The 25,360-nt window shown below is 71.8% G+C and carries 25 protein-coding genes; 9 read left to right on the top strand and 16 right to left on the bottom strand.

Annotated features, from left to right (window positions below; all coding sequences use genetic code 11):
• The first annotated feature begins 330 nt into the window (after positions 1–330).
• On the top strand, positions 331–978 hold the full coding sequence (locus tag ACZ3TI_RS01220; protein ID WP_030055725.1) for a TetR family transcriptional regulator: 648 nt from the start codon (positions 331–333) through the stop codon (positions 976–978).
• Positions 979–1,240: 262 nt separating this feature from the next.
• Here ACZ3TI_RS01220 and ACZ3TI_RS01215 read toward each other — a convergent pair whose 3' ends face one another.
• From ACZ3TI_RS01215 to ACZ3TI_RS01190, 6 genes are all read right to left on the bottom strand, one after another.
• Complete coding sequence (locus tag ACZ3TI_RS01215) at positions 1,241–2,185, bottom strand: beta-ketoacyl-ACP synthase III (protein ID WP_465722050.1); 945 nt, start codon at positions 2,183–2,185, stop codon at positions 1,241–1,243.
• A 122-nt stretch (positions 2,186–2,307) separates the two neighbouring features.
• On the bottom strand, positions 2,308–3,633 hold the full coding sequence (locus tag ACZ3TI_RS01210; RefSeq protein WP_465722048.1) for a L,D-transpeptidase family protein: 1,326 nt from the start codon (positions 3,631–3,633) through the stop codon (positions 2,308–2,310).
• Between the two features lie 127 nt (positions 3,634–3,760).
• A complete protein-coding gene (gene mqnE, locus ACZ3TI_RS01205) occupies positions 3,761–4,924 on the bottom strand; it encodes an aminofutalosine synthase MqnE (protein WP_465722046.1) in 1,164 nt (387 codons plus the stop codon).
• Between the two features lie 85 nt (positions 4,925–5,009).
• The gene (locus ACZ3TI_RS01200) at positions 5,010–5,972 is read right to left on the bottom strand and encodes a threonine ammonia-lyase (protein ID WP_465722045.1); all 963 of its coding nucleotides are present in this window, start codon (positions 5,970–5,972) and stop codon (positions 5,010–5,012) included.
• A gap of 3 nt (positions 5,973–5,975) precedes the next feature.
• Positions 5,976–6,434, bottom strand: a complete 459-nt coding sequence (locus ACZ3TI_RS01195) for an Lrp/AsnC family transcriptional regulator (protein ID WP_030055719.1) — start codon at positions 6,432–6,434, stop codon at positions 5,976–5,978.
• 119 nt (positions 6,435–6,553) lie between these two features.
• Positions 6,554–7,231 carry a UbiX family flavin prenyltransferase gene (locus tag ACZ3TI_RS01190; protein WP_465722044.1) on the bottom strand — a complete coding sequence of 226 codons (678 nt, stop codon included), beginning with the start codon at positions 7,229–7,231 and terminating at the stop codon, positions 6,554–6,556.
• 67 nt (positions 7,232–7,298) lie between these two features.
• On the opposite strand from ACZ3TI_RS01190, the gene ACZ3TI_RS01185 reads away from it, so the two are divergent.
• The 3 genes from ACZ3TI_RS01185 (at position 7,299) to ACZ3TI_RS01175 (ending at position 9,682) form a co-directional block, all read left to right on the top strand.
• Positions 7,299–8,051 (top strand): cyclase family protein, encoded by a 753-nt coding sequence (locus ACZ3TI_RS01185; RefSeq protein WP_465722043.1) that lies wholly within the window; start codon positions 7,299–7,301, stop codon positions 8,049–8,051.
• A gap of 66 nt (positions 8,052–8,117) precedes the next feature.
• Positions 8,118–8,834, top strand: a complete 717-nt coding sequence (locus tag ACZ3TI_RS01180; protein ID WP_465722041.1) for an MOSC domain-containing protein — start codon at positions 8,118–8,120, stop codon at positions 8,832–8,834.
• Positions 8,835–8,926: 92 nt separating this feature from the next.
• Complete coding sequence (locus ACZ3TI_RS01175; protein ID WP_465722039.1) at positions 8,927–9,682, top strand: alpha/beta fold hydrolase; 756 nt, start codon at positions 8,927–8,929, stop codon at positions 9,680–9,682.
• Between the two features lie 114 nt (positions 9,683–9,796).
• On the opposite strand, the gene mqnP is transcribed toward ACZ3TI_RS01175, so the two are convergent.
• Positions 9,797–10,693, bottom strand: coding sequence for a menaquinone biosynthesis prenyltransferase MqnP (mqnP, locus tag ACZ3TI_RS01170; protein WP_465722037.1), 897 nt, complete (start codon positions 10,691–10,693; stop codon positions 9,797–9,799).
• On the bottom strand, positions 10,693–12,150 hold the full coding sequence (locus ACZ3TI_RS01165) for a menaquinone biosynthesis decarboxylase (RefSeq protein WP_465722035.1): 1,458 nt from the start codon (positions 12,148–12,150) through the stop codon (positions 10,693–10,695). The genes mqnP and ACZ3TI_RS01165 overlap by 1 nt, the downstream gene beginning before the upstream one ends.
• Before the next feature lie 95 nt (positions 12,151–12,245).
• Between ACZ3TI_RS01165 and ACZ3TI_RS01160 the strand changes: the two genes are divergently transcribed.
• The 4 genes from ACZ3TI_RS01160 to ACZ3TI_RS01145 all read left to right on the top strand — a co-directional run bounded on the left by ACZ3TI_RS01160 (position 12,246) and on the right by ACZ3TI_RS01145 (position 15,852).
• Positions 12,246–12,683, top strand: a complete 438-nt coding sequence (locus ACZ3TI_RS01160; protein ID WP_465722033.1) for a PLD nuclease N-terminal domain-containing protein — start codon at positions 12,246–12,248, stop codon at positions 12,681–12,683.
• A 451-nt stretch (positions 12,684–13,134) separates the two neighbouring features.
• Positions 13,135–14,736: an acyl-CoA carboxylase subunit beta gene (locus ACZ3TI_RS01155; protein ID WP_465722031.1), complete on the top strand. Its 1,602-nt coding sequence runs from the start codon at positions 13,135–13,137 to the stop codon at positions 14,734–14,736.
• Positions 14,737–14,808: 72 nt separating this feature from the next.
• The gene (locus tag ACZ3TI_RS01150; RefSeq protein ID WP_465722029.1) at positions 14,809–15,018 is read left to right on the top strand and encodes an acyl-CoA carboxylase subunit epsilon; all 210 of its coding nucleotides are present in this window, start codon (positions 14,809–14,811) and stop codon (positions 15,016–15,018) included.
• A gap of 216 nt (positions 15,019–15,234) precedes the next feature.
• On the top strand, positions 15,235–15,852 hold the full coding sequence (locus ACZ3TI_RS01145; RefSeq protein WP_465722027.1) for a ScbR family autoregulator-binding transcription factor: 618 nt from the start codon (positions 15,235–15,237) through the stop codon (positions 15,850–15,852).
• 16 nt (positions 15,853–15,868) lie between these two features.
• On the opposite strand, the gene ACZ3TI_RS01140 is transcribed toward ACZ3TI_RS01145, so the two are convergent.
• On the bottom strand, positions 15,869–16,486 hold the full coding sequence (locus tag ACZ3TI_RS01140) for a ScbR family autoregulator-binding transcription factor (RefSeq protein WP_465722025.1): 618 nt from the start codon (positions 16,484–16,486) through the stop codon (positions 15,869–15,871).
• Between the two features lie 349 nt (positions 16,487–16,835).
• Here ACZ3TI_RS01140 and ACZ3TI_RS01135 point away from each other — a divergent pair, with 349 nt between their 5' ends.
• Complete coding sequence (locus tag ACZ3TI_RS01135; protein WP_465722023.1) at positions 16,836–17,924, top strand: ScbA/BarX family gamma-butyrolactone biosynthesis protein; 1,089 nt, start codon at positions 16,836–16,838, stop codon at positions 17,922–17,924.
• A 41-nt stretch (positions 17,925–17,965) separates the two neighbouring features.
• Here ACZ3TI_RS01135 and ACZ3TI_RS01130 read toward each other — a convergent pair whose 3' ends face one another.
• The 7 genes from ACZ3TI_RS01130 to hemL all read right to left on the bottom strand — a co-directional run bounded on the left by ACZ3TI_RS01130 (position 17,966) and on the right by hemL (position 24,974).
• Positions 17,966–18,373, bottom strand: a complete 408-nt coding sequence (locus ACZ3TI_RS01130) for a hypothetical protein (RefSeq protein ID WP_465722021.1) — start codon at positions 18,371–18,373, stop codon at positions 17,966–17,968.
• 125 nt (positions 18,374–18,498) lie between these two features.
• A complete protein-coding gene (gene ccsB, locus ACZ3TI_RS01125; protein WP_465722019.1) occupies positions 18,499–19,629 on the bottom strand; it encodes a c-type cytochrome biogenesis protein CcsB in 1,131 nt (376 codons plus the stop codon).
• Positions 19,630–19,632: 3 nt separating this feature from the next.
• Positions 19,633–21,390, bottom strand: coding sequence for a cytochrome c biogenesis protein ResB (resB, locus tag ACZ3TI_RS01120; RefSeq protein WP_465722017.1), 1,758 nt, complete (start codon positions 21,388–21,390; stop codon positions 19,633–19,635).
• Between the two features lie 2 nt (positions 21,391–21,392).
• Positions 21,393–22,166, bottom strand: a complete 774-nt coding sequence (locus ACZ3TI_RS01115; protein WP_465722015.1) for a cytochrome c biogenesis CcdA family protein — start codon at positions 22,164–22,166, stop codon at positions 21,393–21,395.
• Positions 22,163–22,780 (bottom strand): TlpA family protein disulfide reductase, encoded by a 618-nt coding sequence (locus tag ACZ3TI_RS01110; RefSeq protein ID WP_465722013.1) that lies wholly within the window; start codon positions 22,778–22,780, stop codon positions 22,163–22,165. Before ACZ3TI_RS01110 ends, ACZ3TI_RS01115 begins: the two co-directional genes overlap by 4 nt.
• Before the next feature lie 151 nt (positions 22,781–22,931).
• Entirely contained in the window at positions 22,932–23,582 is a 651-nt protein-coding gene (locus ACZ3TI_RS01105) for a histidine phosphatase family protein (RefSeq protein ID WP_465722497.1), read from the bottom strand.
• A gap of 63 nt (positions 23,583–23,645) precedes the next feature.
• Positions 23,646–24,974, bottom strand: coding sequence for a glutamate-1-semialdehyde 2,1-aminomutase (hemL, locus tag ACZ3TI_RS01100; RefSeq protein ID WP_465722011.1), 1,329 nt, complete (start codon positions 24,972–24,974; stop codon positions 23,646–23,648).
• Between the last annotated feature and the right edge of the window lie 386 nt (positions 24,975–25,360).

The following is a 25,360-nucleotide window of genomic DNA, read 5'->3' as shown; positions in this document are numbered from 1 at the left end:
AGCACCGCCGAGCGCCCCCTGACCGGCGCGGACGGAACGGCCGGATTCTGACGCCCGCTCCGGCCGCGGCTTGCGTCCGCGGCTCGGAACCGTCCACTTCGGGACGGTTCCGGGCCCACCAGGGTCGTCACGCTCTGTCACCCGACCACCCCTCAGCGGACTCGCCGTCACGCTGTGAGATCAAAAGCACACGGGGGGGCTTCAAACAAGGGGCTTCGAGGCCCCGTGAATATCCGTCCGAAGTGGTTGATGCCGCTATAGCAACCCCCGTGCGGAGTAATAGTCGCATCACCGAATCGCGCCAAGATCGTGCCACGGTAAGCTGACGGCATGACAGGACAAGTTCGCACCGTCGACGGTCGCGTCGCCGGGCGACGCGGACAGGAGACGCGGCAGAAGCTGCTCGACTGCCTCCGCGAGATGCTCAGCACGTCGCCCTATCGGGACGTCAAGGTCATCGACGTCGCCCGTATGGCGGGTACCTCCCCCGCGACCTTCTACCAGTACTTCCCGGATGTCGAGGGCGCAGTCCTCGAAATCGCCGAGGAAATGGCCAAGGACGCCGACACCCTCAAAGAGCTGGTGGCCGGAAAGTCCTGGGCAGGGAAGTCCGGACCGACCACTTCGGAAGAACTGGTCGACGGATTCCTCGCCTTCTGGCGCAAGAACGACGCCATTCTCCGAGTGGTCACGCTCGGTGCCGCCGAAGGGGACAAGCGGTTCTTCAAGATCCGCATGACCGTCCTCAACGCGGTCGCCAAGCCGCTCGCGGAGGCCGTCAAGGAACTCCAGGCGAAGGGTCAGGCCGACAAGTCGCTCGACCCGAACGCCGTGGCCGGGGCCCTGGTCTCGCTGCTCGCTTCGGCAGCCGAGCACCAGAAGGCCTTCACCTCCTGGGGCGTCAAGGTCAAGGACCTGAAGCCCAACCTCGCTCCCCTGGTGTACCTGGGCGTCACCGGCAAGAAGCCGCCCAAGTAGACCGACCGTACGACCCACCAATCCGCTCCGCGCGCAGCCCCGGCCTCCTGTCCGGGGAACGACGGACGGCGGCCGTGTCCTCGGGGGAGGTCCGCCGACGTACCGCACGCGCGCCAGACATGCCGGTGGGCGGGCACCCCGTACGAGGGTGCCCGCCCACCGGCATCCGTCTTTGTGACCGCTCGGGGCGCCCGCCCCGGGCCGAAGGGGCGCGCCCGCCCCGAGGCACCGGGTCAGAGCGCCCCGGAGGCGAGCGGGCGGGTCAGGGGCAGCGCACGACCTGGCCGGCATAGGCCAGGCCGCCGCCGAAGCCGAAGAGCAGGACCGGGTCGCCGGGCGAGAGCTCGCCGCGCTCGACCAGCTTGGAGAAGGCCAGCGGGATGGAGGCGGCCGAGGTGTTGCCGGAGTCGACCACGTCGCGGGCCACCACGGCGTCGCCGAGGCCCAGCTTCTTGGCGATCGCGTCGATGATCCGGAGGTTGGCCTGGTGCGGGACGAAGCCCTTCAGCTCGGCCGGGTCGATCCCGGCCCGCTCGCAGGCCTGACGGGCGAGCGGGGCGAGCTGGGTGGTGGCCCAGCGGAACACCGACTGCCCCTGCTGGCTGATCACCGGGTCCCAGCCGGTGATCACCACGGCGTCGCCCTTCTCCGGCTCGGAGCCCCAGACCACCGGCCCGATGCCGGGCTCGGCGCCCTCCTCCTGGGCCTCGACCACCGCGGCGCCCGCGCCGTCGCCGAAGATCACGCAGGTGGAGCGGTCGGTCCAGTCCAGCGTGTCGGACATCCGCTCGGCGCCGATCACCAGCGCCCGGCGGGCCGCACCGGCCCGGATCGCGTGGTCGGCGGTGGCCAGGGCGTACGAGAATCCGGAGCAGACCGTGTTGATGTCGTACGCGGCGGGCGAGCGCACGCCCAGCCGGGCGGCGACGGCGGCGGCGGTGTTGGGGCTGCGCTCGATGGCGGTGCAGGTGGCGACCACGACGAGGTCGATCTCCTCCGCCGTCCGGCCGCTCTTGGCGAGCGCCTTCTGCGCGGCTTCGGTGGCGAGGTCGACCAGGGTCTCGCCCTCGGCGATGTGCCGGGTCCGGATGCCCACCCGGGTGCGGATCCATTCGTCGTCGGTGTCGACGAGAGCCGCCAGGTCGTCGTTGCTGAGGACCTTGGGGGGCTGGTAGTGCCCGAGTGCCACAATGCGCGAACCGCTCATGCTGCCATGGAACCCGGTTACCCGCTGGTCAGCGGGGCACGACCGGCGACAGGATCCACCCTCATGATCTGTAGGAGATCGACAAGGGGCGTTGGGGCACCCGGGTCGCGCGCGTGCCGAGGTCAGGTGGCCAGCGTCGTGGTGTCGCCCATCACGATGACCGGGTGGGCGGTCGGGTCCAGGGTGCGGATCAGCTGGGCCATCTTGTCCTCGGGGATCGACACGCAGCCGTGGGTGGGGCCGTCGTGGTCCACGTGGAGCCAGATGCCGCCGCCCTTCTTGGAGCCCATCGGGCGGCGCGCGTCGAGCGGGGAGTTGCCGGGGACGCGGTTGTAGTTGATCGCGACCACGTAGTCGAAGGAGCCCGCCAGCTGGTCGCCGAAGAAGCCCGTGCCGGAGACCACGAAGCTCGGGTCCTTGTCGTACGGGAGCTTGCTGCCCGGGTTGTCCTTGCGGCCGCCCGCGTCGGTGAGGCTGAAGACGCCGATCGGGCTGCGCAGGTCGCCCTCGTTGTGATCGGCGGTCCAGCCGTTCTTGCCGTTGTGGCCCTGCCAGGTCTCGCCGGCCACCCAGCGGCCCTCGGGGGTGCGGGTCCAGAGGACGACGGTGTTCTTGTCGGTGTTCTTGTCCGCGCCGGAGGCGACCACGACCTGGGTCGTCTCGGCGGGGATCTTCGCGGTGAAGGTGGCACCCAGGCCGGGTATCGCGGCCACCGAGACGTCCTGGCGGGCCTCGCCGCGGCCGGCGGCCTGGGGCGCGGCCTGCCGGTCGGAGGCGGCCTGGACGGCCGCGGGGGCCGGGGCGGGCTGGTCGGGCTTGCTGACGCCCTCGGGGCCGGGGCCGGGGCCGTCGGCGGCGGTGAGGCCGGGCTTGGCGCCGTCCTGGCCGACGGTGTACCAGCCGGCGGCGGCCGCGACCAGGAGGGCGGTACCGGCCATCACGGCCTTGCCGTGACGTTTCTGCTTCACCTTGCGACGCCGACCCCGGGCTGCCGCCCGACCACCCGTGACGGGGCCGGCGGCGGGCACGACGGGAGCGAGGGGCGCGGGCTCGGGCTCGTAGGCGGAGGGCTCCGGTGCGGACTCGTACGACCGGAAGGGCTGGTCGTACCCCTCGAAGTACCCGTCAGAAGCCTGCTCGTACGACGACTCGTACGGCTCGTACGGCTGGTCGTACGACTGTTCCTGAGGCTGCGCCTGCTCGTACGACTGGTCATGGGGCTGCTCGTGGGACTGCCCGTATGACTGGTCGTAGGACTGCTCGTAGGGCTGCTCGTAGGACTGCTCGTAGGGCTGGTACACGCCCTGCCCGTAGTCCTGCCCGGCGGGCTCCTGGTACGGCTCGTAGGTGCCGTACGGCGCCTCGTGCGACTGCTGCGGCACCCCGTACACCGGCTCCTGCATCGGCTCGTACGGCGGGTACTCGGTGGCGCGATGAGAACCGGACATGCCGTCGATCTTGCCAAACGCCGTACCCGTTGGTAAACCCGGGTCGCGTGCGGAGGCCGTGAAGACGCTGCCGCCCGGGCCGCAGTGCGGCCCGGGCGGCGGGGAAGTGCGCAGGTCGGAGGGCAGATCAGAGGCGCATCGCCTGCGGGGACTCACGGCGCATCGGGTCCGGGCCCTCGTACTCGCGGATGATCTCGTAGCGGGTGTTGCGCTCGACCGGGCGGAAGCCGGCGTCGCGGATCAGCCCGAGCAGGTCGTCGCGGCCGAGCTTGTTCGGGGTGCCGAAGTTGTCCGCGTCGTGGGTGATCTTGTACTCGACCACCGAGCCGTCCATGTCGTCCGCGCCGTGGCTGAGCGCCAGCTGGGCGGTGGTGACGCCGTGCATCACCCAGAAGACCTTGACGTGCGGGACGTTGTCGAAGAGCAGCCGGGAGACCGCGAAGGTCTTCAGCGCCTCGGCGCCGGTGGCCATCTCGGTGCGGGCCATCAGCTTGTTGCGCACGACGCCGTCCTTGGAGTCGTGGAAGTCGTGCTGGTAGCGCAGCGGGATGAAGACCTGGAAGCCGCCGGTCTCGTCCTGCAGCTCGCGCAGCCGCAGCACGTGGTCCACCCGGTGGCGGGGCTCCTCGATGTGGCCGTACAGCATGGTGGCCGGCGTCTTGAGGCCCTTGCGGTGCGCGAGGCGGTGGATCCGCGACCAGTCCTCCCAGTGGGTGTCGTGGTCGACGATGTGCTGGCGGACCTCCCAGTCGAAGATCTCCGCGCCGCCGCCGGTCAGCGACTCCAGGCCGGCGTCGATCAGCTCGTCCAGGATCTCGTCGGCGGGCAGGCCGCTGATCTTCTCGAACCAGTGGATCTCGGTGGCGGTGAAGGCCTTCAGCGAGACGTTCGGCAGGGCCGCCTTCAGCTCCCGCAGCGAGCGCGGGTAGTAGCGCCACGGCAGGGTCGGGTGCAGGCCGTTGACGATGTGCAGCTCGGTGAGGGACTCGACCTCCATCGCCTTGGCGAGGCGGACGGCCTCCTCGATGCGCATCGTGTACGCGTCCTTCTCGCCCGGCTTGCGCTGGAACGAGCAGTACGCGCAGGACGCGTTGCACACGTTGGTCATGTTGAGGTGTCGGTTGACGTTGAAGTGGACGACGTCGCCGTTCTTCCGCGTCCGCACGTGGTGGGCCAGACCACCCAGCCAGGCCAGGTCGTCGCTCTCGTAGAGCGCGATCCCGTCCTCGCGGGTCAGCCGCTCACCCGCGTAGACCTTCGCCTCCAGCTCGCGCTTGAGCCCTGCGTCCATGCGGTGCCCCGCCTCCTCCGACTTCGATTCCTTGCCGGAACGAGGTTACGCCTATGCCGCGGGCGGCTCGGCGAGGGCTTGCGGGCTACGCCGACAGCAGCTCGGCGAGCAGTGCCGGTTCGATGTTGCCGCCGCTGACCACGGCCGCCACCGACTGGCCCCCGGTCTCGGCGGCGCGGTGGAAGTACGCGGCCGGGGCGACCGCCCCGGAGGGCTCGGCGACGAGGCGTCCACGGCGGGCCAGCAGGGCGACGGTGGCGCGGATCTCGTCCTCGGTGACGGTGACGATGTCGTCCACGTAGGCGGTGATGTGCTCGTACGGCAGCACGCCGACGGACGGGGTGCGCAGGCCGTCCGCGATGGTGCGGTAGGTGTCGGCGACCGGCCACTCCACCCGGCGACCGGCCCGCAGGCTCGCCCGGGCGTCGGCGGCCAGCTCGGGCTCCACCCCGATCACCCGGATGCCCGGGCGGGTGAGCTTGAGCGCGGCCGCCGTGCCGCCGATCAGCCCGCCGCCGCTGACCGGCACCAGGACGGTGTCCAGCCCGGCCGGGGCGTCCTCGGCGATCTCCAGGCCGACCGTGCCCTGGCCCGCGATGATGAACGGGTCGTCGTACGGCGGCACCCAGACGTAGCCGTGCTTCTCGGCCAGCTCGGCGGGCACGGTGTCCCGCGCGTCCGGGCCGACCAGGACCACCTCGGCGCCGAACGCACGGGTGTTGTCGACCTTGACCCTCGGTGAGGTGTCCGGCATCACGATGACGGCCTTGATGCCGAGCAGCTGCGCCGCGTACGCCACCGCCTGCGCGTGGTTGCCGCTGGACTGGGCGACCACGCCGCGGGCCCGCTCGTCCGCGGTGAGCGCGGCCAGCCGGTTGTAGGCGCCGCGGGTCTTGAAGGCCCCGGTCGGCTGGAGGTTCTCGGGCTTGAGCCAGAGCCGCCGCTCCCCCTCGGCCGCCCAGGGGGCGGGAACCAGCGGGGTGCGCACGGCGACCCCCGCGATCCGCTGCCGAGCGGCGCGCAGCTCCTCCAGACCGACCAGTGCCATGCGTCACTCTCCTACAGGAGGAAGTTCACTCACCCGGTTCTCCCACTTCGTGGAGAGTACGACGGTGGTGCGGGTCCGGGCCACACCCTTGGTGCCCGAGATCCGCTTCACCACCGACTCCAGGCCGGCCACGTCGGCCACCCGGACCTTGAGCATGTAGGAGTCGTCACCCGCGATGAACCAGCAGTCCTCGACCTCGTTGAGGTCCTTCAGCCGGAACGCGACGTCCTCGTGGTCGGCGGCGTCCGTGAGCTGAAGGCCGATCAGGGCCGTGACGCCGAAGCCGAGCGAGGCCGGGTTGACCGTCGCGCGGTACCCCGTGATGACCCCGGCCTGCTCCAGGCGGTTGATGCGGTCCGTGACGCTCGGGCCGGAGAGTCCGACCAGCCGGCCCAGCTCGGCGTAGGACGCACGGCCGTTCTCCCGGAGCGCCTGGATGAGCTGTCTGTCCACCGTGTCCATATACCGTCCGCGTCCTTCCGAACCTCTCCAGACCCACAGATCATTATCCGGATTCAAAGGCGCCGTGCGCCGACCGACCCGGATATCGCAGAGAACATACTCTCCCGCCCTCGGTCGCCTTACTCCCCCTCAGCCGGTGCGCCGCCATTCCCGTCGGCTCGGCGGGCCGCTGCCCCCAACTCCCCCTCCCAGCGCAGGTACAGGGAATGCGGCACGCCGACGGCGTCGAGGACCCGTCCCGCCACGAAATCCACGAGTTCGCGCACGGTGGAGCCGCCGGCGTAGAAACCGGGCGAAGCGGGCAGGACGACCGCGCCCTGCGCGTCGAGTTCCACCAGGTGCTTCAATGTCACCCCGTTGAGTGGTGTCTCGCGCACGCAGACGACGAGCGGACGGCGCTCCTTGAGGGTGACGCTGGCGACCCGCTGCAGCAGGTCCTTGCTCAGCCCGAGCGCGATCCCGGCGACCGCGCCGGTGGTCGCGGGCACCACCAGCATGCCCTTGGCGGGGTAGGAGCCGCTGGACGGGCCTGCCGCGAAGTCCCCGGCGGACCAGTAGCGGACGTCGTCCAGGCGGCTCTCGTCGACGGCGAGCCAGGCGGCCAGGTCGGTGCGCCAGTGGGCGTCCCGGAAGGAGATGCCGGTCTCGTCCAGGATGGTGAGCCGGGCGGCCCGGCTCACGACCAGGTCCACCGCCTCGCCGGCGGCCAGCAGCCCCCGGATCACCGAGGCCGCGTACGGCGTCCCCGACGCACCCGAGACCCCGACCACCCACGGCTGACGCTTCGCAGTTCCCATGGGGCATTTCTATCCGGCTTCCCCCGTCCGGGCCGCATCCGCGGTCGCCCCTGGGAGGATGGGGGGCATGGCAGCGACCCTCGTCGACCTCACCCATCAGGTGACCACCGCGATGCCGGTCTACCCCGGCGATCCGGCCGTCCTGCTGGAGCCCGCGCTCACCACCGCCACCGCCGGGGTGAACGTGCTGGCCCTGCACCTCGGCTCGCAGTCCGGGACGCACGTGGACGCGCCGTACCACGTGGACGTCACCTGGCCGACCCTGGACGGGCTTCCGCTGGAGCGGTTCACCGGTCCGGCCGTGCTCGCCGACCTGCGCGGGCTGGAGCCCCGCACCGCCCTCACCCCCGAGCTGCTGGCGCCCGCGCTGGAGCGGGTCGCGGACTCCGGCGAGGGCACCGTCCTGCTGCTGGCCACCGGCTGGGCCCGGCACTGGGGCACCGACGCCTACCTCGCCCACCCCAGCCTGACCCCGGACGCCGCCGAGGCGATCGTCGCCGCCGGGGTGCGGACGGTCGGGGTGGACGCGCTCAGCATCGACCCGACGCCCGACCCGGGCCCGGGCGACCCCGCGGTGGCCGCGCTGCTCGCCGACCTCACCGACGAGCACGACCAGGGCACCGCCGACGAGCCCTCGCTCGCCGCGCACCGGGTGCTGCTGGGGGCGCCCGGCGGCGGCGTGATCGCCGAGAACCTGACCGACCTGCGGGCGCTGCTGGAGGCACAGGAGGCGGGCCGACCGGTGGAGGTCTCACTGTTCCCGCTGCGGCTGGTCGCGGCGGACGGCGCCCCGGTACGGGCGGTGGCCCGGCTGGGCTGAACCGCGCCGACGGGCGCGACACTTGGTCTAGACCATCCACCGGTGGCGCCAGTACGCTGTCCACCCATGGCTGAGATCATCGGAGTGATCGAGCGACTCTGGCGCTACCCCGTGAAATCCACCGGCGGCGAGCGGCTCGACTCCGTCGAGGTGGACGGGCGCGGCCTGGCCGGCGACCGCCTCTATGCCGTCCGCGACGCGTCCGGGAAGCTCGGCTCCGGCAAGAACACCCGCCGATTCCGCCGGATGGACGGCCTGCTCCGCCTCTCCGCCCGCCTCGGGCACCGGATCGACGGCCCCGAGCTGTACGACCCGCTCGGCCGCCTGGTCGCCCGGCCGGATGCCTTCCTGCGCGCCTACCTCCAGCGCGCGGACGTCGAACTCGCCCGCGAGGACGGCGTCTCGCACTTCGACCGGCTGCCGGTCAGCCTGCTCACCACCGCCACCCTGGACTGGGTCCGCGAGGCCGCCCCCTTCGCCGCGGTCGACGAACGCCGCTTCCGGCCCAACATCGTGCTGCGCACCCCACCCGGCACCCCGCCCTTCGTCGAGGACGCCTGGCTCGGCCGCCAGGCCCGCGGCGAAGCCCCGGACAGCGCCCGGCTCGCCTTCACCGACTCCAGCGAACGCTGCGCCATGACCGGCGCCCCGCAACCGGGACTGCCGCACGCACCCGAGATCCTCAAGGCCGTCGTGCACGCCCACGACGGCCGCCTCGACGCCCTCGCCGAGGTGGCCCGCCCGGGCCGCCTCCGCGTCGGCGACCGACTGGTCCTCACCTGACGCTGCGTCAATACGCCCTGCGCGGCGGACCGATCCGAGCGGCAGCCGGACCGGCCGTTCGGACGGGTGGGTCGCGGGGAACGACCGATGGCATGACGATCCCCCACCGCTCGACCGGCACCGGCGACCACCACGTCCTCGTCCTGCACGACTGGTTCGGCACCAGCGCGGGCTGGGGCCCGTTCCTGGACTACCTCGACGGCGACGCCTTCAGCTACGCCTTCCTCGACTACCGCGGCTACGGCGAGCGCAAGGACGTGACCGGCAGCTACACGCTCGCCGAGATCGCCTCGGACGCGCTCGCCCTCGCCGATCAGCTCGGCTGGGAGCGCTTCTCGGTGGTCGGCCACTCGATGGGCGGCAAGGCGGCCCAGCAGGTCCTCGCGGAGGCCCCGCTGCGGGTCCGCAAGCTGGTCGGGCTGGCCCCCGTGCCCGCCGGGGCGTACCCGCTGGACGACGCCGGTGAGGCGCTGTTCTACGGCGCCGCCGAGGACCGGGAGAAGCGTCTCGCGATCCTGGACCTGGTCACCGGCCGGCGGGCCGGCCGGGTCTGGCTCGACCGGATGGTCGACCAGTCCCTGCACCTCTCCACCCCCGAGGCCTTCGGCGGCTACATCCGCGACTGGGCGACGGCCGACCTGGAACGGCGGATCAGCGGCAACCCGGTGCCGGTCAAGGTCATCGTCGGCGAACACGACCTCGCCCTCACCGCCGACGTCATGCGCGGCACCTTCCTCGCCCACTACCCCAACGCGGAGCTGGAGGAGCTCGGCGGCAGCGGCCACTACCCGATGTACGAGGCCCCGGTGGCCCTGGCGGCCTCTCTCGAGGGCTTCCTGCACAACTGACGCCCGGTCCGGGGAATGTGCGGGAAGTCGGCCGGGCCGACTTCCCGCGCACCCCTTTCAGGCCTCGGCGTCGGCCGTGAGCGTGGCCCGCCGGTCGGCGGGGCCGGCCCGGGGTCAGATGCCGAGGCCGCGGATGATCAGGTCCAGCAGGGCGAAGCAGAACAGCGAGATGCCCACGAAGCCGTTCGTCTGGAAGAACGCCCGGTTGAGCCTCGACAGGTCGTTCGGCTTGACGATGGTGTGCTCGTAGACGAAGGCGCCGGCGACGACGGCCAGGCCGGTCCAGAACGCCGCCCCGGCGTGGGTCAGGACCGCGAACCAGCCCAGCAGGAGCGTCGTCAGGACGTGGCAGACGCGTGCGCCGCGGATGGCTGCCGGGATGCCGAAGCGGGCCGGGACGGAGCGCACCTTGCCGTGGCGGTCGGACTCGACGTCCTGGCAGGCGTAGATGAGGTCGAAGCCGCCGATCCAGATGCCGACCGCGACGCCCAGCACCACGGCCTCCCAGGACCAGCTGCCGGTCACCGCGAGCCAGGCGCCGACCGGGCCCATGGCCTGCGCGAGCCCCAGGATCGCCTGCGGGAAGTCGGTGAAGCGCTTGCCGTACGGGTAGACGACCATCGGCACCACGGCGACCGGGGCGAGCACCAGGCAGAGCGGGTTGAGCATCGCCGCCGCGCCGAGGAAGGCCACCAGCGCGACCGCGGACCCGACATACGCGGTCTTCAACGACACCGCACCGGTGACGAGTTCGCGCGTCGCGGTGCGCGGGTTCCGGGCGTCGATCTCGCGGTCGATGATCCGGTTCGCCGCCATCGCGAAGGTCCGCAGGCCGACCATGCACACCGTGACGACGAACAGCTGACCCCAGTGCACCCGCTTGTCGGCGAGGAACATGGCCGTCAGCGCGGCGATGTAGGCGAAGGGGAGCGCGAAGACCGAGTGCTCGATCATCACCAGGCGCAGGAAGGCCTTCGTGCGCCCCGGGGTTTCGACAGCAGCCGTACTCATCAGAGTCCGTACTCCTTCCAGCGACGCGACACCAGTGCGGCGGTGGCCGGGTCGGACGACACCATCTCCGGCCAGCCGCCGTCCCGGGTGTAGCCCTCCTCGGGCAGCTTGCGGGTCGCGTCGATGCCGGCCTTGCCGCCCCAGAACTGTTGGTACGAGGCGTGGTCGAGGTGGTCGACCGGGCCTTCGACGACGGTGAGGTCCCGGTTGTAGTCGACGTTGCCGAAGGCCCGCCAGGCGACTTCCTGGTAGTCGTGCACGTCGCAGTCCGCGTCCACCACGATGATCAGCTTGGTCAGCGACATCATGTGCGCGCCCCAGATCGCGTGCATCGTCTTCTGGGCGTGCTTGGGGTACTTCTTGTCGATCGAGACGATCACGCAGTTGTGGAAGCCGCCGGCCTCGGGCAGGTCGTAGTCGACGATGTCCGGGATGATGATCTTCAGCAGCGGCAGGAAGAACCGCTCGGTGAACTTGCCCAGCGGGCCGTCCTCCGTCGGCGGACGGCCGACCACGATGGACTGCAGGATCGGGCGGCGGCGCATCGTCACGCAGTCGATCTTCAGCGCCGGGAACGGCTCCTGCGGCGTGTAGAAGCCGGTGTGGTCGCCGAACGGGCCCTCGGGCAGCATCTCGCCGGGCTCCAGCCAGCCCTCCAGGACCACCTCGGCGTCGGCGGGCACCTGCAGCGGGACGGTCTTGCAGTCGACCATCCGCACCCGCTCGCCCGCGACGAAGCCGGCGAAGAGGTACTCGTCGATGTCGCCGGGCAGCGGTGCGGTGGCCGCGTAGGTGACGGCCGGCGGACAGCCGAAGGCGATCGCGACCGGGAGGCGTTCGCCCCGCTTGGCGGCCACCGCGTAGTGGTTGCGGCTGTCCTTGTGGATCTGCCAGTGCATCCCGATGGTGCGGCGGTCGTGCCGCTGGAGCCGGTAGAGGCCCAGGTTGCGGATGCCGGTGTCCGGGTCCTTGGTGTGGGTGAGGCCCAGGTTGAAGAAGGAGCCGCCGTCCAGCGGCCAGGTGAAGAGGGCCGGCAGCTCGCCCAGGTTGACGTCGTCGCCGGTGAGCACGACCTCCTGCACCGGGGCGTCGCCGGACTTCACGTGCCGCGGCGGGACGTGCGCCATCGAGGCGAGCTTGCCGAAGGCGTCGCGGAAGCCGGTGAAGCCCTGCGGCAGTTCCGGCTTGAGCAGTCCGGCAATCTTCTCGGAGATGTCGTCGGGGCCCTTGAGCCCGAGCGCCTTGGCCAGGCGCCGCTCGGTGCCGAAGACGTTCATCGCGAGCGGCATCGACGAGCCCTTGACGTTCTCGAAGAGCAGCGCGGGCCCCTTGGCCTTCTGCACCCGGTCGACGATCTCGCCGATCTCCAGGTGGGGGTCCACCTCCGCCTTGATGCGCTTGAGGTCGCCTTCGCGGTCGAGGGCCCGGAGAAACGAGCGGAGATCGTCGTATGCCATGCCTGTCAGTATCCGCCACCAGATAGCCTGGCTTGCGTCAAGGGCCCCGGGAAGGCGCCCGCCGTCACCGCCGCCGCCGGGGGGAGATCGCAGCCATGCCGCGGATTCTTCTGACCATCATCCTTCCGCTCGCGCTCTGGGTCTGGGCGTTCATCGACTGCCTGACCACACCCGAGGACGAGGTGAAGCACCTCCCGAAGGCGATCTGGGTGATCATCGTGCTGCTCTTCCCGCCGCTGGGCCCGATCGCCTGGCTGATCGCGGGCAGGCGGCGCGGATTCCTCCGGGCCGGGACCGCCGACGGGTACCCGACCGGCGACGGGTACCCGGCCGCCGACGGCCCGGGCCGCCCCGGCCCCGGCGGGCGCGGCGGGCGTCCGCTCGCGCCGGACGACGACCCGGAGTTCCTCGCCTCGTTGAAGAAGAGCGACAAGGACCACGAGGACATGCTCAAGCAGTGGGAGGCCGATCTGCGCCGCCGTGAGCGCGAGCTGCGCGACCGGGACGAGCCCGAGGACGGGCGGAAGAGCTGATCACGGGGGTTCGCGGACTCCCTCCAACAGCCCACCCGGGCGCCCCCGGGTGGGCTGTGGTCTTTTTGGCGCTTCCCTACGACTGGACGCCCTCTCGCGCGGATGGCCGCCATCCGGGCGCGGGGCTTGAGCAGACCTTGAGCCACACCCAAGAGGACCGCCCTACACTACGGAGGGATGGCTCTGACCTGCGCTTTTCTTCATGCTCAGATCATCGGACCATCACCTGTCCGACAACCCCCGGTATTCGAACGAACACGGAGCGCTCCGACTCCCACCGGGCCGCTTCTGTACAGGCCTGACAGCTAAACGAACTCGACCTTGTACGGAATCGACGCCGAAACCAGCACACGGCCCCTCGTACAGTCATAAGTGAAGAAAGTGATTCGCGGCCGGGGGCACAGCAGACGTTGGCTGTCGGACAGTTCCCTCACCCTTGGAGTGGTTCGAGATGACGGTTGTGCATGAGGCGCCGGTCGACGGCGAGGTCCCCGAGGTCCCGGCCGACGCCCGCGGGCGGGTCGCCGAGCTGCACGAGCTGCGCGAGAAGGTCCGCCGCGGCCCCAGCGACAAGGCCACCGAGGCCCAGCACGCCAAGGGCAAGCTGACCGCCCGCGAGCGCATCGCGCTGCTGCTGGACGAGGGCTCCTTCCACGAGGTCGAGCCGCTGCGCCGGCACCGCGCCCAGGGCTTCGGCCTGGAGGCCAAGAAGCCGCACACCGACGGCGTCGTCGTCGGCTGGGGCACCGTCCACGGCCGCACCGTCTTCACCTACGCGCACGACTTCCGGATCTTCGGCGGCGCGCTGGGCGAGGCCCACGCGCAGAAGATCCACAAGATCATGGACATGGCCATCGCGGCCGGCGCGCCGCTGGTCTCGCTGAACGACGGCGCCGGCGCCCGCATCCAGGAGGGCGTCACCGCCCTCGCCGGCTACGGCGGCATCTTCCAGCGCAACACCAAGGCCTCCGGCGTCATCCCGCAGATCTCGGTCATGCTCGGCCCGTGCGCCGGCGGCGCCGCGTACTCCCCCGCGCTGACCGATTTCGTCTTCATGGTCCGCGAGACCTCGCAGATGTTCATCACCGGCCCGGACGTCGTCCAGGCGGTGACCGGCGAGAAGATCACCCAGAACGGCCTCGGCGGCGCGGACGTGCACGCCGGCGTCTCCGGGGTGGCCCACTTCATCTACGACGACGAGCAGTCCTGCATCGAGGAGGTCCGCTACCTCCTGTCGCTGCTGCCGCAGAACAACCGCGAGATGCCGCCGTCCGTGATGAGCGAGGACCCGGTCGAGCGGCGCAACGACAGCCTGCTGGACCTGGTGCCCGCCGACGGCAACCGCCCGTACGACATGCGCAAGGTGATCGAGGAGATCGTCGACCACGGCGAGTACCTGGAGGTCCACGAGCGCTGGGCCACCAACGTGCTGTGCGTGCTGGCCCGCGTCGACGGCCACGTCGTCGGCATCATCGCCAACCAGCCGCAGTCGCTGGCCGGCGTGCTGGACATCAACGCCAGCGAGAAGGCCGCCCGCTTCGTGCAGATGTGCGACGCCTTCAACATCCCGCTGGTCACCCTGCTCGACGTCCCCGGCTTCCTGCCCGGTGTCGACCAGGAGCACGGCGGCATCATCCGCCACGGCGCCAAGCTGCTGTACGCGTACTGCAACGCCACCGTGCCGCGCATCTCGCTGATCCTGCGCAAGGCCTACGGCGGCGCGTACATCGTGATGGACTCCCGTTCCATCGGCGCCGACCTGTCCTACGCCTGGCCGACCAACGAGATCGCCGTCATGGGCGCCGAGGGCGCGGCCAACGTCATCTTCCGACGCGAGATCAACGCCGCCGAGGACCCGGACGCCATGCGCGCCCAGAAGATCAAGGAATACAAGAACGAGCTGATGCACCCGTACTACGCGGCCGAGCGCGGCCTCGTGGACGACGTCATCGACCCGGCCGAGACCCGCCAGGTGATCGCTTCCGCCCTGGCCATGCTCCGCACCAAGCACGCCGACCTGCCCAGCCGCAAGCACGGCAACCCGCCGATGTAGCAGCGCGGTTCACACCGCAGCAGCCCGCATCGCGCCACCTCAGACCACAGCCACCGGGGGAGAAACCAGGACATGACCGCTTCCGCCGAACCCCTCGTCCGCATCGTCCGCGGCAGCCTCACCGACGAGGAACTCGCCGCCCTGACCGCCGTCCTGATGGCGCGCGCCGCCGCCGCGCAGCAGGCCGCCGCCGTCGCGCCGATCGAGCCGATCGCCAACTGGCAGCGCCTGGAGCGCCGTCCGGCCTACTACTCGCCGGTCAGCTGGCAGCAGGCCGCCTGACGCACCCCCGCGGCTTCCGCCGACGGCCGGTCACCCCGCTCGGGTGGCCGGCCGTCGGGCGTTCCCGGGAGCGGTGTCCCGCTTCGCATCCGCACGGGCGGACCGGCACGCGGGCGGCTCGGTAGGATGCCTACCGGACGGTATGCCGCCGCCGCTCCGTCGGCCCCCATAGGATCGGCCGCTGCCGAGGTACCAGAGACTTCCAGGGAGGCTGCGATGGCCAGGCAGGCCCGCGCGCTGGCGACCCGCCAGGCGGTACTCCTCGCGGCGGCCGAGGTGTTCGACGAGCGGGGCTACGCCGCCGCCACGATGTCCGAGATCCTGGACCGCGCCGGCGTCACCAAGGGCGCGCTGTACTTCCACTTCCGCTCCAAGGAGGAGTTGGCGCTCGCCGTCATCGAGGGGCAGGGCGCCTGGATCGCGGGCTGGCAGCCCGCCTCGGACAACTCGGTGCAGAACCTGATCGACCTCGCGTACGCCTTCGCCCACGCGCTCCAGGACGACCCGCTGGTGCGCGGCAGCATCCGGCTGACGATCGAGCACGGCAGCTTCACCCAGCCGCAGATCGCCGCCTACCAGGGCTGGATGGACCTGGTACGGGAGCTGCTGGAGCAGGCCAGGGACGCCGGCGACCTCCACCCGGGGATCGACCTGGCCGCGGCCGCCGGGGTGATCACCGGAGCCGTCACCGGGATCCAGCTGAGCTCCCAGGTGCTGGCCGACCGGCAGGACCTGATCCAGCGGATGGCCGACCTGTGGACGCTGCTGCTGCCCGGACTGGTCCAGCCGCACGCGCTCGCCCGGCTGAGCGTGGCCGAGCGCGCCCCCTCCTGAGCAGAGGCCGCCGGGTTCAGATCCGGTAGCCCGCTCGGCGCTCGGCCGCCACCAGGGCGGGCAGCGCGGCCACCCAGACCCGGCGCACGGCCTCCGGCCCCGGACGGTCGGCCTCGTCGCCCGCCAGCAGCACCTGGCCGGCCGCCACCGCGGTGAGCAGCTCGGCGGCGGCCCGCCGGTCCACCCCGGGGCACAGCTCGCCGGCCCCGGCGGCGCGGTCCAGCAGCCGGTGGACGACCGCGGTGAGGCTGCGCCAGGTGGCGTCGGGGCCGGGCGGGCCGTCCTCCCGGCGCGGGCCCTGGCGGCCGAGCCGGACCCCGGCCCGCACCACCACGTCCTCGCGCAGCATCCGGGCCAGCTCGTGCGAGAGGTCGATCAGCCCCTGCAGGGCCGGGCCGTCGGCGCGCAGGGCGCGCAGCGCGGCGGAGCCGATCTCCCGCCCGGCGGCCCGGCGCACCCCGTCGGCGAGGGCCTGCTTGGACACGAAGTGGAAGTACAGGGCGCCCTTGCTGACCCCGGCCCGGCGGCTGATGTCGACCAGACTGGCGGCTTCGAAGCCCACCCGCGCGAAGGTCTCCGCCGCGGCGAGCAGTACGGCCTGCCGGGTCCGCCCAGCCCGTTCCTGCTTGACCACTGGCTCCCCTCCGGACTCGACCGGGCGCGATTCCCGCCCCGCCCGGCTGCTGTCGGCGCGCCCCCTGCCAGGGGCGGCGCTCGCATGCGGACGGCTGCGACCGAAACCGCATGGTTGGTATCTAATCTAGCGCCTGCGGCGCCCCCGCCGTCCAGCGGGGACGGCCCCCCGTCCAAGGTCTGCGGTACCCGCCAGGGCATTGCCCCAGCCCACGGGGCAGGTAGCGTGAACGGGCCGGGCTGCGCGGCCGGGGCACCCCAGTCGCCGATCACAAACCGGGTGGTATGTATGTTTTGCTCGAGCGTCCATGGCGGCCGCTCGACCGACACCCTGGGAGCGGGGGCCAGTCATGCCATCGATCGTAGAGCCGGACCCCCACGGCCCGTACGCCCACCCCGGCAGCGGCCTCGGCCCCGGATCCGGCTACGACTTCCACGACCGGACCGTCTCCCGGCACCTGGTGCACCGCGCCGCGGTCTCCGAGGTCTTCCTCACCGGCTGGCAGGCCACCGGCCCGTACGACTTCCTGCTCGGCGCCCAGTGGCCCCGCCTGCACGGCTTCTACCGGCTGCCCGGGGACCGCTACCACGACCCGGTGCTGATGGCCGAGACCGTCCGGCAGGCCGGGCTGCTGGTCGGCCACGCCGGGTTCGGCGTGCCGCGCGGGCACCACTTCGTCATGGACGACCTCTCCTACGAACTCGGCGCCATCGGACTGCCCGGGCTGGCCGTCGCCGCGGGCCCGGCCTCGCTGATGCTCGCCGTCGGCTGCGAGGACGTCCGGATGCGGCACGGCCGACTGGTCTCGCTGCGGGTGCGCGCCGAGATCACCCGGGACGGCCGCCCGATAGGCCGCGGCTCGGGCCAGCTGCGCGTGCTGTCCCCCGCCTCGTACGCCCGGCTGCGCGGGCCCGGACGGCACGCCGTCGCCCCGCTGCGGCCTCCGGCCCCCACCGCGCCCGAACTCGTCGGCCGCGCCCAGCCCGCCGACGTGGTGCTCAGCCCGACCCTGGCGCCGGACACCTGGCTGCTGCGCGCCAACGCCGCGCACCCGGTGCTGTTCGACCACGAGCTGGACCACGTGCCCGGGATGCTGGTGCTGGAGGCCGCGCGGCAGGCCGCACAGCGGCTGCGCCACCCCGAACCGGTCGCGCCGGTCGAACTCGTGACCTCCTTCGACCACTACATCGAGCTGGACCGGCCCTGCTTCGTCCGGGCCGTGCCCGAGCCGGCCGCGGACGGCCGCCGGCTGCCCGTCCGGGTCCAGCTGGTCCAGGACGGACGGACGGCGGCCGAGTGCCGGCTGCTCACCGAGCCCCTGGACGGGCCGCTGGACGGACCCGCCGAGCGCCCGGCGGCGCCGGCCCGGCGGGACGCCCTCGACGGCCGCCCCGCCGCGGCGGGCCGCGGCAGCACCCGGCTGCCGCTGGCCAGTTGAGACACCCCCGGGCCGTCAGGCCGTCAGGGCCGTCCGGGCCGTCAGGCGGCCACCAGCGCCGACGACGGCCGCCCGGCGTGCATCACGCTGAGGTTGGTCGCCAGTCTCACCGGGTCCTGCGCCAGCCAGAGCCGCAGGGCCGCGCCCAGGGCGGCGCTGGCCGACTCGATCCGGACGTCGGTGATCTGCGCGATCCGGGCCGCGCCGGGCACCAGCAGGTCGGCCAGCGCGGTCGGCAGCCAGACCGTCAGGGCGCACGGCGCCGGCATCGCGAGCGCGCCCAGCAGCCGGTAGGCGTCCCCCGGTGCGCTGAGCGTGGGGATGATGTCCAGTAGGGCGTCCGCCACCACCTCGGACACGTCGCTCCGGTGTCCCTGGGCGAGCCGGCGGAGCAGCAGCTGCTCGGCGGCGGTGATTCGGACGGTCAGCATGACCTCGTCGCACTCCATCGCGCGATTTCCTCCTCAGTTCCTCCCCGTGCCGGCGCGGACGCGGCCGGCACGCACTACCCCTGTCACAACTCGGCCCGGCTACCTCCTGCGGAAAGCCGGGCCGGTGGGTGATCGCGCCCCGGTCAGATCCCCGCGTACGAGTGCTTGCCGGTGACGAAGATGTTCACGCCGTAGTAGTTGAAGAGCCAGCAGGCGAAGGCCGCCAGCGCCAGGTAGGCGGCCTTGCGGCCCTTCCAGCCGGCCGTGGCCCGGGCGTGCAGGTAGCAGGCGTAGGCGACCCAGGTGATGAACGACCAGGTCTCCTTCGGGTCCCACTCCCAGTACTTGCCCCACGCCGCCTCGGCCCAGATCGCGCCCGCGATGATGGTGAACGTCCACAGCGGGAAGACCAGGGCGTTGATCCGGTAGGACAGCTTGTCGAAGGTCGACGCGGCGGGCAGGCGGCGCCAGATCGACGCCGAGGTGCCCAGCGGTCCGGTGGTCAGGCCGGCCGCGACGCGCTTCTCGAAGGAGTCCTTGCCGAGGTACAGCAGCGTGGCGATGAACGCCGCGTAGAAGGCGCCGCCGCAGAAGATCGCGGTGGAGACGTGGATCGCCAGCCACGGCGAGTGCAGCGCCGGGACGAGCTGCTCGGAGTCGGTGTACAGCGTGGTGGTGGCGATGCCGAGGGTCAGCAGGACCGCCACGACGACCGGCAGGCCGAGCCAGCGGACCTTCTTCCCCGCGGCCAGCAGCACCAGGTAGGCAGCCGTCATCGCGAAGGCGAAGGCGCAGGAGAACTCGTACATGTTGCCCCACGGCCAGCGGGACACCGACAGGCCGCGGGCGACGATGCCGCCGCCGTGCAGCAGCAGCGCCAGCACGGTGAGCGAGACGGCGATCCGGCCGGCCAGGTCGGCCTTCTCGTTGGTGCCGGCCGCGCCCGGGCCGTCCTCCTCCTCGGCGCCGCGCCCGCTGGTGACCACCGTCGCGCCCTCGCCCGCGATCGCGGTGCGGGTGAGCGTGGTGGTGCCGCCGCCCGCCCCCGCCACGGTGACGGTGACCTTCTTCGCGGCCTTCTGCCCGGCCGCGGCGACGGTCTCGCCCAGGCTGCCCGCCTGCTCCTTCGAGCGGACGGCGACGGCGCCCTTGCTGCCGAAGGTCCACTCGATCATGTGGGCGAACATGGCGAGCGTGTAGACCACCATCGCCGAATAGATCAGCTTGTTGGAGAGGTCGGCCAGCTGTGGGTCGACCGCCGAGGCGAGTTGCACCGTCTACTCCTTGGAGTTCTGGTCGGCAGGGACTGCGGGGGCTGAGGCCTCGGCCTCGGGGTCGGCGGGTGCGGCGGCTTCCCGTTCCTCGGAACCGGCGTCCGCGTCCTCCTCCTCGGAGGCCGGGGCGTCGTCCTGGAGGTCCACCGCGAGCTCGGCCAGCTCCTCGGCGATCTTCGCCGACTCGCTGCGGGCCAGCCCGGCCAGCTCCACCTGGGTGCCGCCGCCCGGCAGGGCGACCGCCCGCACCCAGATCCGGCGGCGCTGGATGAACAGCGAGCCGATCAGGCCGAGGATCGCCAGCACGGCGCCGGTCAGGGCGATCGCATTGCCGGGGCGGTGCGAGACGTTGAAGCTGGCCCACTGCTTGTAGCCCTCGAAGGTGACGGAGCCGTAGCCGTCGGGGAGGGTCCAGCCCTGGCCGGGCTTGAGCCGGGCCTTGGCCGGCTGGCCGTCCTGGGTCAGCTGGGTGAGCTTGCGGGTGTTGAGCTGGTAGACGTTCTGCGGCAGCCCGGAGTCGGTGCCGAGGTCGCCCGCGAAGGCGTTCAGCACCAGCTCGGGGGCGGCGTCGCCGGGGAACAGCGAGACCGGGCCGGTGCCCTCGAAGCTCAGCGGGGCGGTCGGCAGGAAGAAGCCGGAGAAGCCCATCTGGGTCTTGTTGCCGTCGGGGCCGGCGCCGTAGTCGGAGACCTTCACGACCCCGGTGGAGGTCAGGTTGCCGTCCTGCGGCAGGAAGGGGACGGCGCCCTGGTAGACGACGTCGCCCTTGCCGTTGCGGACGGTGACCACCGGGGCGTAGCCGTGGCCGATCAGGAAGACCTTGCTGCCGCCGATCTCCAGCGGGTGGTTGACCTCGATCGTCGACTTCTTCAGCTTCGACTCGTCGCTGCCCGCGTAGTACTCGACGTTCGCGGTGAACTGCCGTGCGGCGCCGATCTGGTCGCCCTTGGTCTGGAACCTGGACGTGAAGCCGTCCAGCTTCAGGTAGAAGGGGTCGAGGTCCTGGCTGCCGTAGAACCGGGTGCCGTTGAAGTCGTCGAGCTGGGTGATGGTGTTGGAGTAGCCCTCGCCCTCGACCATCAGCTTGCCGCCCGTACCCGACGCCAGGCTGGCCCAGGCGAACCCGCCGAGCAGCGCGAACAGCGACAGGTGGAAGAGCAGGTTGCCGACCTCGCGCAGGTAGCCCTTCTCGGCGGCCACCGAGCCGCCGGACAGGTTCGCGCGGAAGCCGCGCTTGCGCAGCAGCCGGTGGGCGGCGGCGTTCACCGCGTCGGCGTCCGCCCCGGTGCGCCAGGCCGCGTGCACCGGCATCCGGGTCAGGTTGCGCGGCGCGGCCGGCGGCTGGGCGCGCAGCACGCCGACGAACTGCCAGGTGCGCGGGACGATGCAGCCCGCCAGCGAGACGAACAGCAGGATGTAGATCGCGGAGAACCAGACCGAGCTGTAGACGTCGAACAGCTGGAGCTTCTCGTAGATCGGCGCGACGGTGCCGTGCTGTGCCTTCCACGCCTCGACCTTCAGCTGCCCCTGGCCGTTCTGGTACTGCGGGATCAGCGAGCCCGGGATGGCGGCCAGCGAGAGCAGGAAGAGCAGGATCAGGGCGACCCGCATCGAGGTCAGCTGACGCCACATCCAGCGCGCCCAGCCGAAGCCCCCCATGCCGGTCGGACCGTCGGACTCGACCGGCGCGGTGCTGAGCCGCTCGGCCGCGGTGTCGTCCGGCGCCGGGGGCTGCTCGGTCTCGGTCGTGGTGTTGCTCACGGTCAGATTCCGATCGAGGAGTCGGCGGTCCAGGACTGCAGTTCGCTCATCCAGGAATCCCAGATCCCGGTGACGAGCAGCAGACCGACCGCGACGAGCATGCCGCCGCCGATCCGCATCACGAGCGGGTAGTGCCGCTTGACCCAACCGAAGGCGCCCAGCGCCCGGCGGAAAGCGACCGCAGCCACGATGAACGGTACGCCGAGGCCCAGGCAGTAGAAGGTCATCAGCATGGCGCCGCGCGCCGCGTCGGCCTGGTTCAGGGCCAGGTTCTGGACGGTCGCGATGGTCGGGCCGAGGCAGGGCGTCCAGCCGACGCCGAAGACCACGCCCAGCAGCGGGGCGCCCAGCAGACCGACCGCCGGACGCCGGTGGGAGCGCACCTCGCGCATGCTCAGGCCGGGGACGAGGCCCATGAAGGCGAGGCCCATGACGACGGTCAGCACGCCGAGCACGATCGAGATGACCCGCTTGTGTTCCTGCAGGGTGTCGCCGAACTGTCCGAACAGCGCGCCGCCGGAGACGAAGACCGCGGTGAAGCCGAGGATGAAGAGCGTCGCCCCGAGCGCCATCCGCCCGCGCCGCGCGCCGCGGGCGTCCGCGAGGTCGGCGGCGGAGAAGCCGGTCACGTACGACAGGTAGCCGGGGACGAGCGGCAGCACGCAGGGCGAGAAGAACGACACCAGGCCGGCCGCCAGCGCGATCGGCGCGGCCACCAGCAGCGCTCCGCTCTGGAGGGTCCCGGTGTTGTCGGCGAGCTGCTGCGGCAGGCTCACTGCTTCTGCTCCGCGACCACCGGCTGCAGAATCGACTCCAGCGCGTCCTGGGTCGTGCCGCCGACGGCACGGGCGGCCAGCTTGCCGTCGCGGTCGACGATCAGCGTGGTCGGGATGGACTGCGGGTTGAGGCTGCCCTTGGGGAACTTGAGCAGCTGGGCGCCGGCCGGGTCGAAGATGCTCGGGTAGCCGACGCCCTGCTCCTGCTCGAAGCGGACGGCGTTGTTCTTCTCGGTGTCCCGGGTGTTGACGCCCAGGAACTGGACTCCCTGGTCCTTGTACTTGTCCGCGACGGCCTGCAGGCTCTTCGCCTCGGCCCGGCACGGACCGCACCAGGAGCCCCAGACGTTCAGCACGACGACCTTGCCCCGGTAGTCCGAGAGCTTGGTCGGGCCGCCCTCCAGGGTCTCCCCGGAGATGTCCGGCGCGTCCCCGCGCTTGCCGGCGTCCGCCTTCGACAGGTTGGTGCCCTTGACCGTGACGAAGCCCACCTGGCCCTCGCCGCCACCGGACGAGCCCGAGGAGGAACAGCCGGTGAGGGCGAGCGCAGCGGCCGCGGCGGTGGCGACGGCGGCTGCGGCGACACGGGGACGGGGGCGCGTCATGGCAGACATGTGAAAAGTTTCGCATGGAGTTCCGGGCAGGTTCGGGGGGGTCCTGCCTTGCGCGTCACAGCCCCTCTGACCTGCGAAGAAATCGGGTCACCCGGCGCTCGCCGGGTGACCCGAAGTCATACTTACGCACCGCTTACGGCCGCACCGCGGGCTAGGCGCCGAAGCTCTTGCCCACCGGCTTGTCGCCCTTGCGGCCCTTGCCCACCAGGTGCGCGGGCAGCAGGTCGCGGGCAGGCTCGCGGTAGCCGACCGAGACGATCCGGTCGCCCTCGAAGGTGAAGCTGGTCAGCGAGGCCAGCGAGCACTGCCGGTTGCGCGGGTCGTGCCAGAGCCGGCGGCGCTCGACGAAGGAGCGGACGATCCAGATCGGCAGCTGGTGGCTGACGCAGACCGCCTCGTGCCCACGCGCGGCGTCCCGGGCGGCGCCGAGCGCGCCCATCATCCGCACCACCTGGTCGAGGTACGGCTCGCCCCAGGAGGGCTTGAACGGGTTGGTGAGGTACTTCCAGTAGCCCGGGTTGCGCAGCGAGCCGTCACCGACGCCGAAGGTCTTGCCCTCGAAGACGTTCTCCGCCTCGATCAGCCGCGCGTCCGCCGCGACGTCCAGGCCGTGCGCCTTGGCGATCGGCTCGGCGGTCTCCTGGGCCCGCTCCAGCGGCGAGGCCACCACGTGGGTGATGTCCCGGCCCGCCAGGTCCTCGGCCACCCGGTCGGCCATCTGCCGGCCCAGCTCGGACAGGTGGTAGTCCGGCAGGCGCCCGTACAGGACGCCCTCCGGGTTGTGCACCTCGCCGTGCCGCATCAGGTGGACGACGGTGATCTCTTTGGCGCTCACTTCTCAACTGCTCCTGGGGCTCGTAAGGGACTAGGCCGTGGCGGCGGCAGCGGCGCGCGCGGCGGCCGGCAGGGCGGCGGCGATCCGCTCGATCGCCCGCTCGTCGTGGGACGCCGAGACGAACCAGGACTCGAAGGCGGACGGCGGCAGGTAGACGCCCTCGGCGAGCATCGCGTGGAAGAAGGCGTTGAAACGGTACGCCTCCTGGGTCTTCGCCTCGTCGTAGTTCGTGACGGCGGCCTCGGTGAAGAACACCGAGAACATGTTCCCGGCGGTCTGCAGCCGGTGCGCCACGCCCTCCTTGGCGAGCGCCTCGGAGACCAGGCCAGAGATCTCGGCGGCGACCCGGTCCACCGTCGCGTACACCTCGTCGGTGCAGCCGCGCAGCTGGGCCAGGCCCGCCGCGGTGGCGATCGGGTTCCCGGACAGGGTGCCCGCCTGGTAGACCGGGCCGGCCGGGGCGAGGCGCCCCATCACGTCGGCGCGGCCGCCGAAGGCCGCGGCCGGGAAGCCGCCGCCCATGACCTTGCCGAAGGTCAGCAGGTCCGGCGCCCAGCCCTCGTTCGCCGCCTCCAGGCCGTACCAGCCGGCCTTGGAGACGCGGAAGCCGGTCATCACCTCGTCGGAGATGAACAGCGCGCCGTTGTCCCGGCAGAGCCGGGCCAGGCCCGCGTTGAAGCCGGGCAGCGGCGGGACGACACCCATGTTGCCGGGCGAGGCCTCGGTGATCACGCAGGCGATCTCGCCCGGGTGGGCCGCGAAGGCCTGCTCGACGGCGGCCAGGTCGTTGTACGGCAGCACGATGGTGTCGCCGGCCTGGGCACCGGTGACGCCCGGGGTGTCCGGCAGGCCGAAGGTGGCCACGCCGGAACCGGCGGCGGCCAGCAGCGCGTCCACGTGACCGTGGTAGCAGCCGGCGAACTTCACGACCTTCGCCCGGCCGGTGAAGCCGCGGGCCAGCCGGATCGCGGACATGGTGGCCTCGGTGCCGGAGGAGACGAGGCGGACCTGCTCGACCGGGGCGACCCGGGCGACGATCTCCTCGGCCAGCTCGACCTCGCCCTGGCCCGGCGTGCCGAAGGAGGTGCCGAGGGAGACGGCCCGCTGGACGGCGTCGACCACCGCGGGGTGCGCGTGGCCGAGGATCATCGGACCCCACGAGCACACCAGGTCGACGTACTCGCGGCCGTCGGCGTCGGTGAGGTAGGGGCCGGTGCCGGACACCATGAAGCGCGGCGTGCCGCCGACCGCGCGGAAGGCGCGCACCGGGGAGTTGACGCCGCCGGGCGTCACCACGGAGGCGCGATCGAACAGCGACTGGGACTGGGGGGCTTCGTAGGGGTAGCTCACGGGAGACATGGTCTCAAATCGTGTCCTTGCCCTCTGCATGTCGGACCCGATCATCTGGAACGATGATCCGGGCACCGTTGTCTGTACGGTTGTCCGTACAGTCCGTACGGACGGGGCCGCTGACTGCCCCGGAGGACGGACCAGTCAGACTGTGTACACAGAGTGCGCGAGCGCTCCGGTTGTGTGCAGGGGTGTGGAGAGGACTGCTGTCGGCCGCGAGTGGGTAAGGCCCGCGCGTGGGCACGGCGGCGCATGACGGGTAAGGAGCACGTCCGGAGGGACGCCGGACGTGCGGGGGTCTGTCGATTCCGGCGAATTCCGGTGAGGATGGTCCGAGTGTCCGAGGCGCAGGACGGCTACGACGAGGCCGCGGGGGGCTCCCGCCGGCCTGCCGA

It is taken from the genome of Kitasatospora sp. NPDC023120 (assembly GCF_055560835.1).
This window is presented reverse-complemented; position numbering and strand designations above follow the sequence as displayed.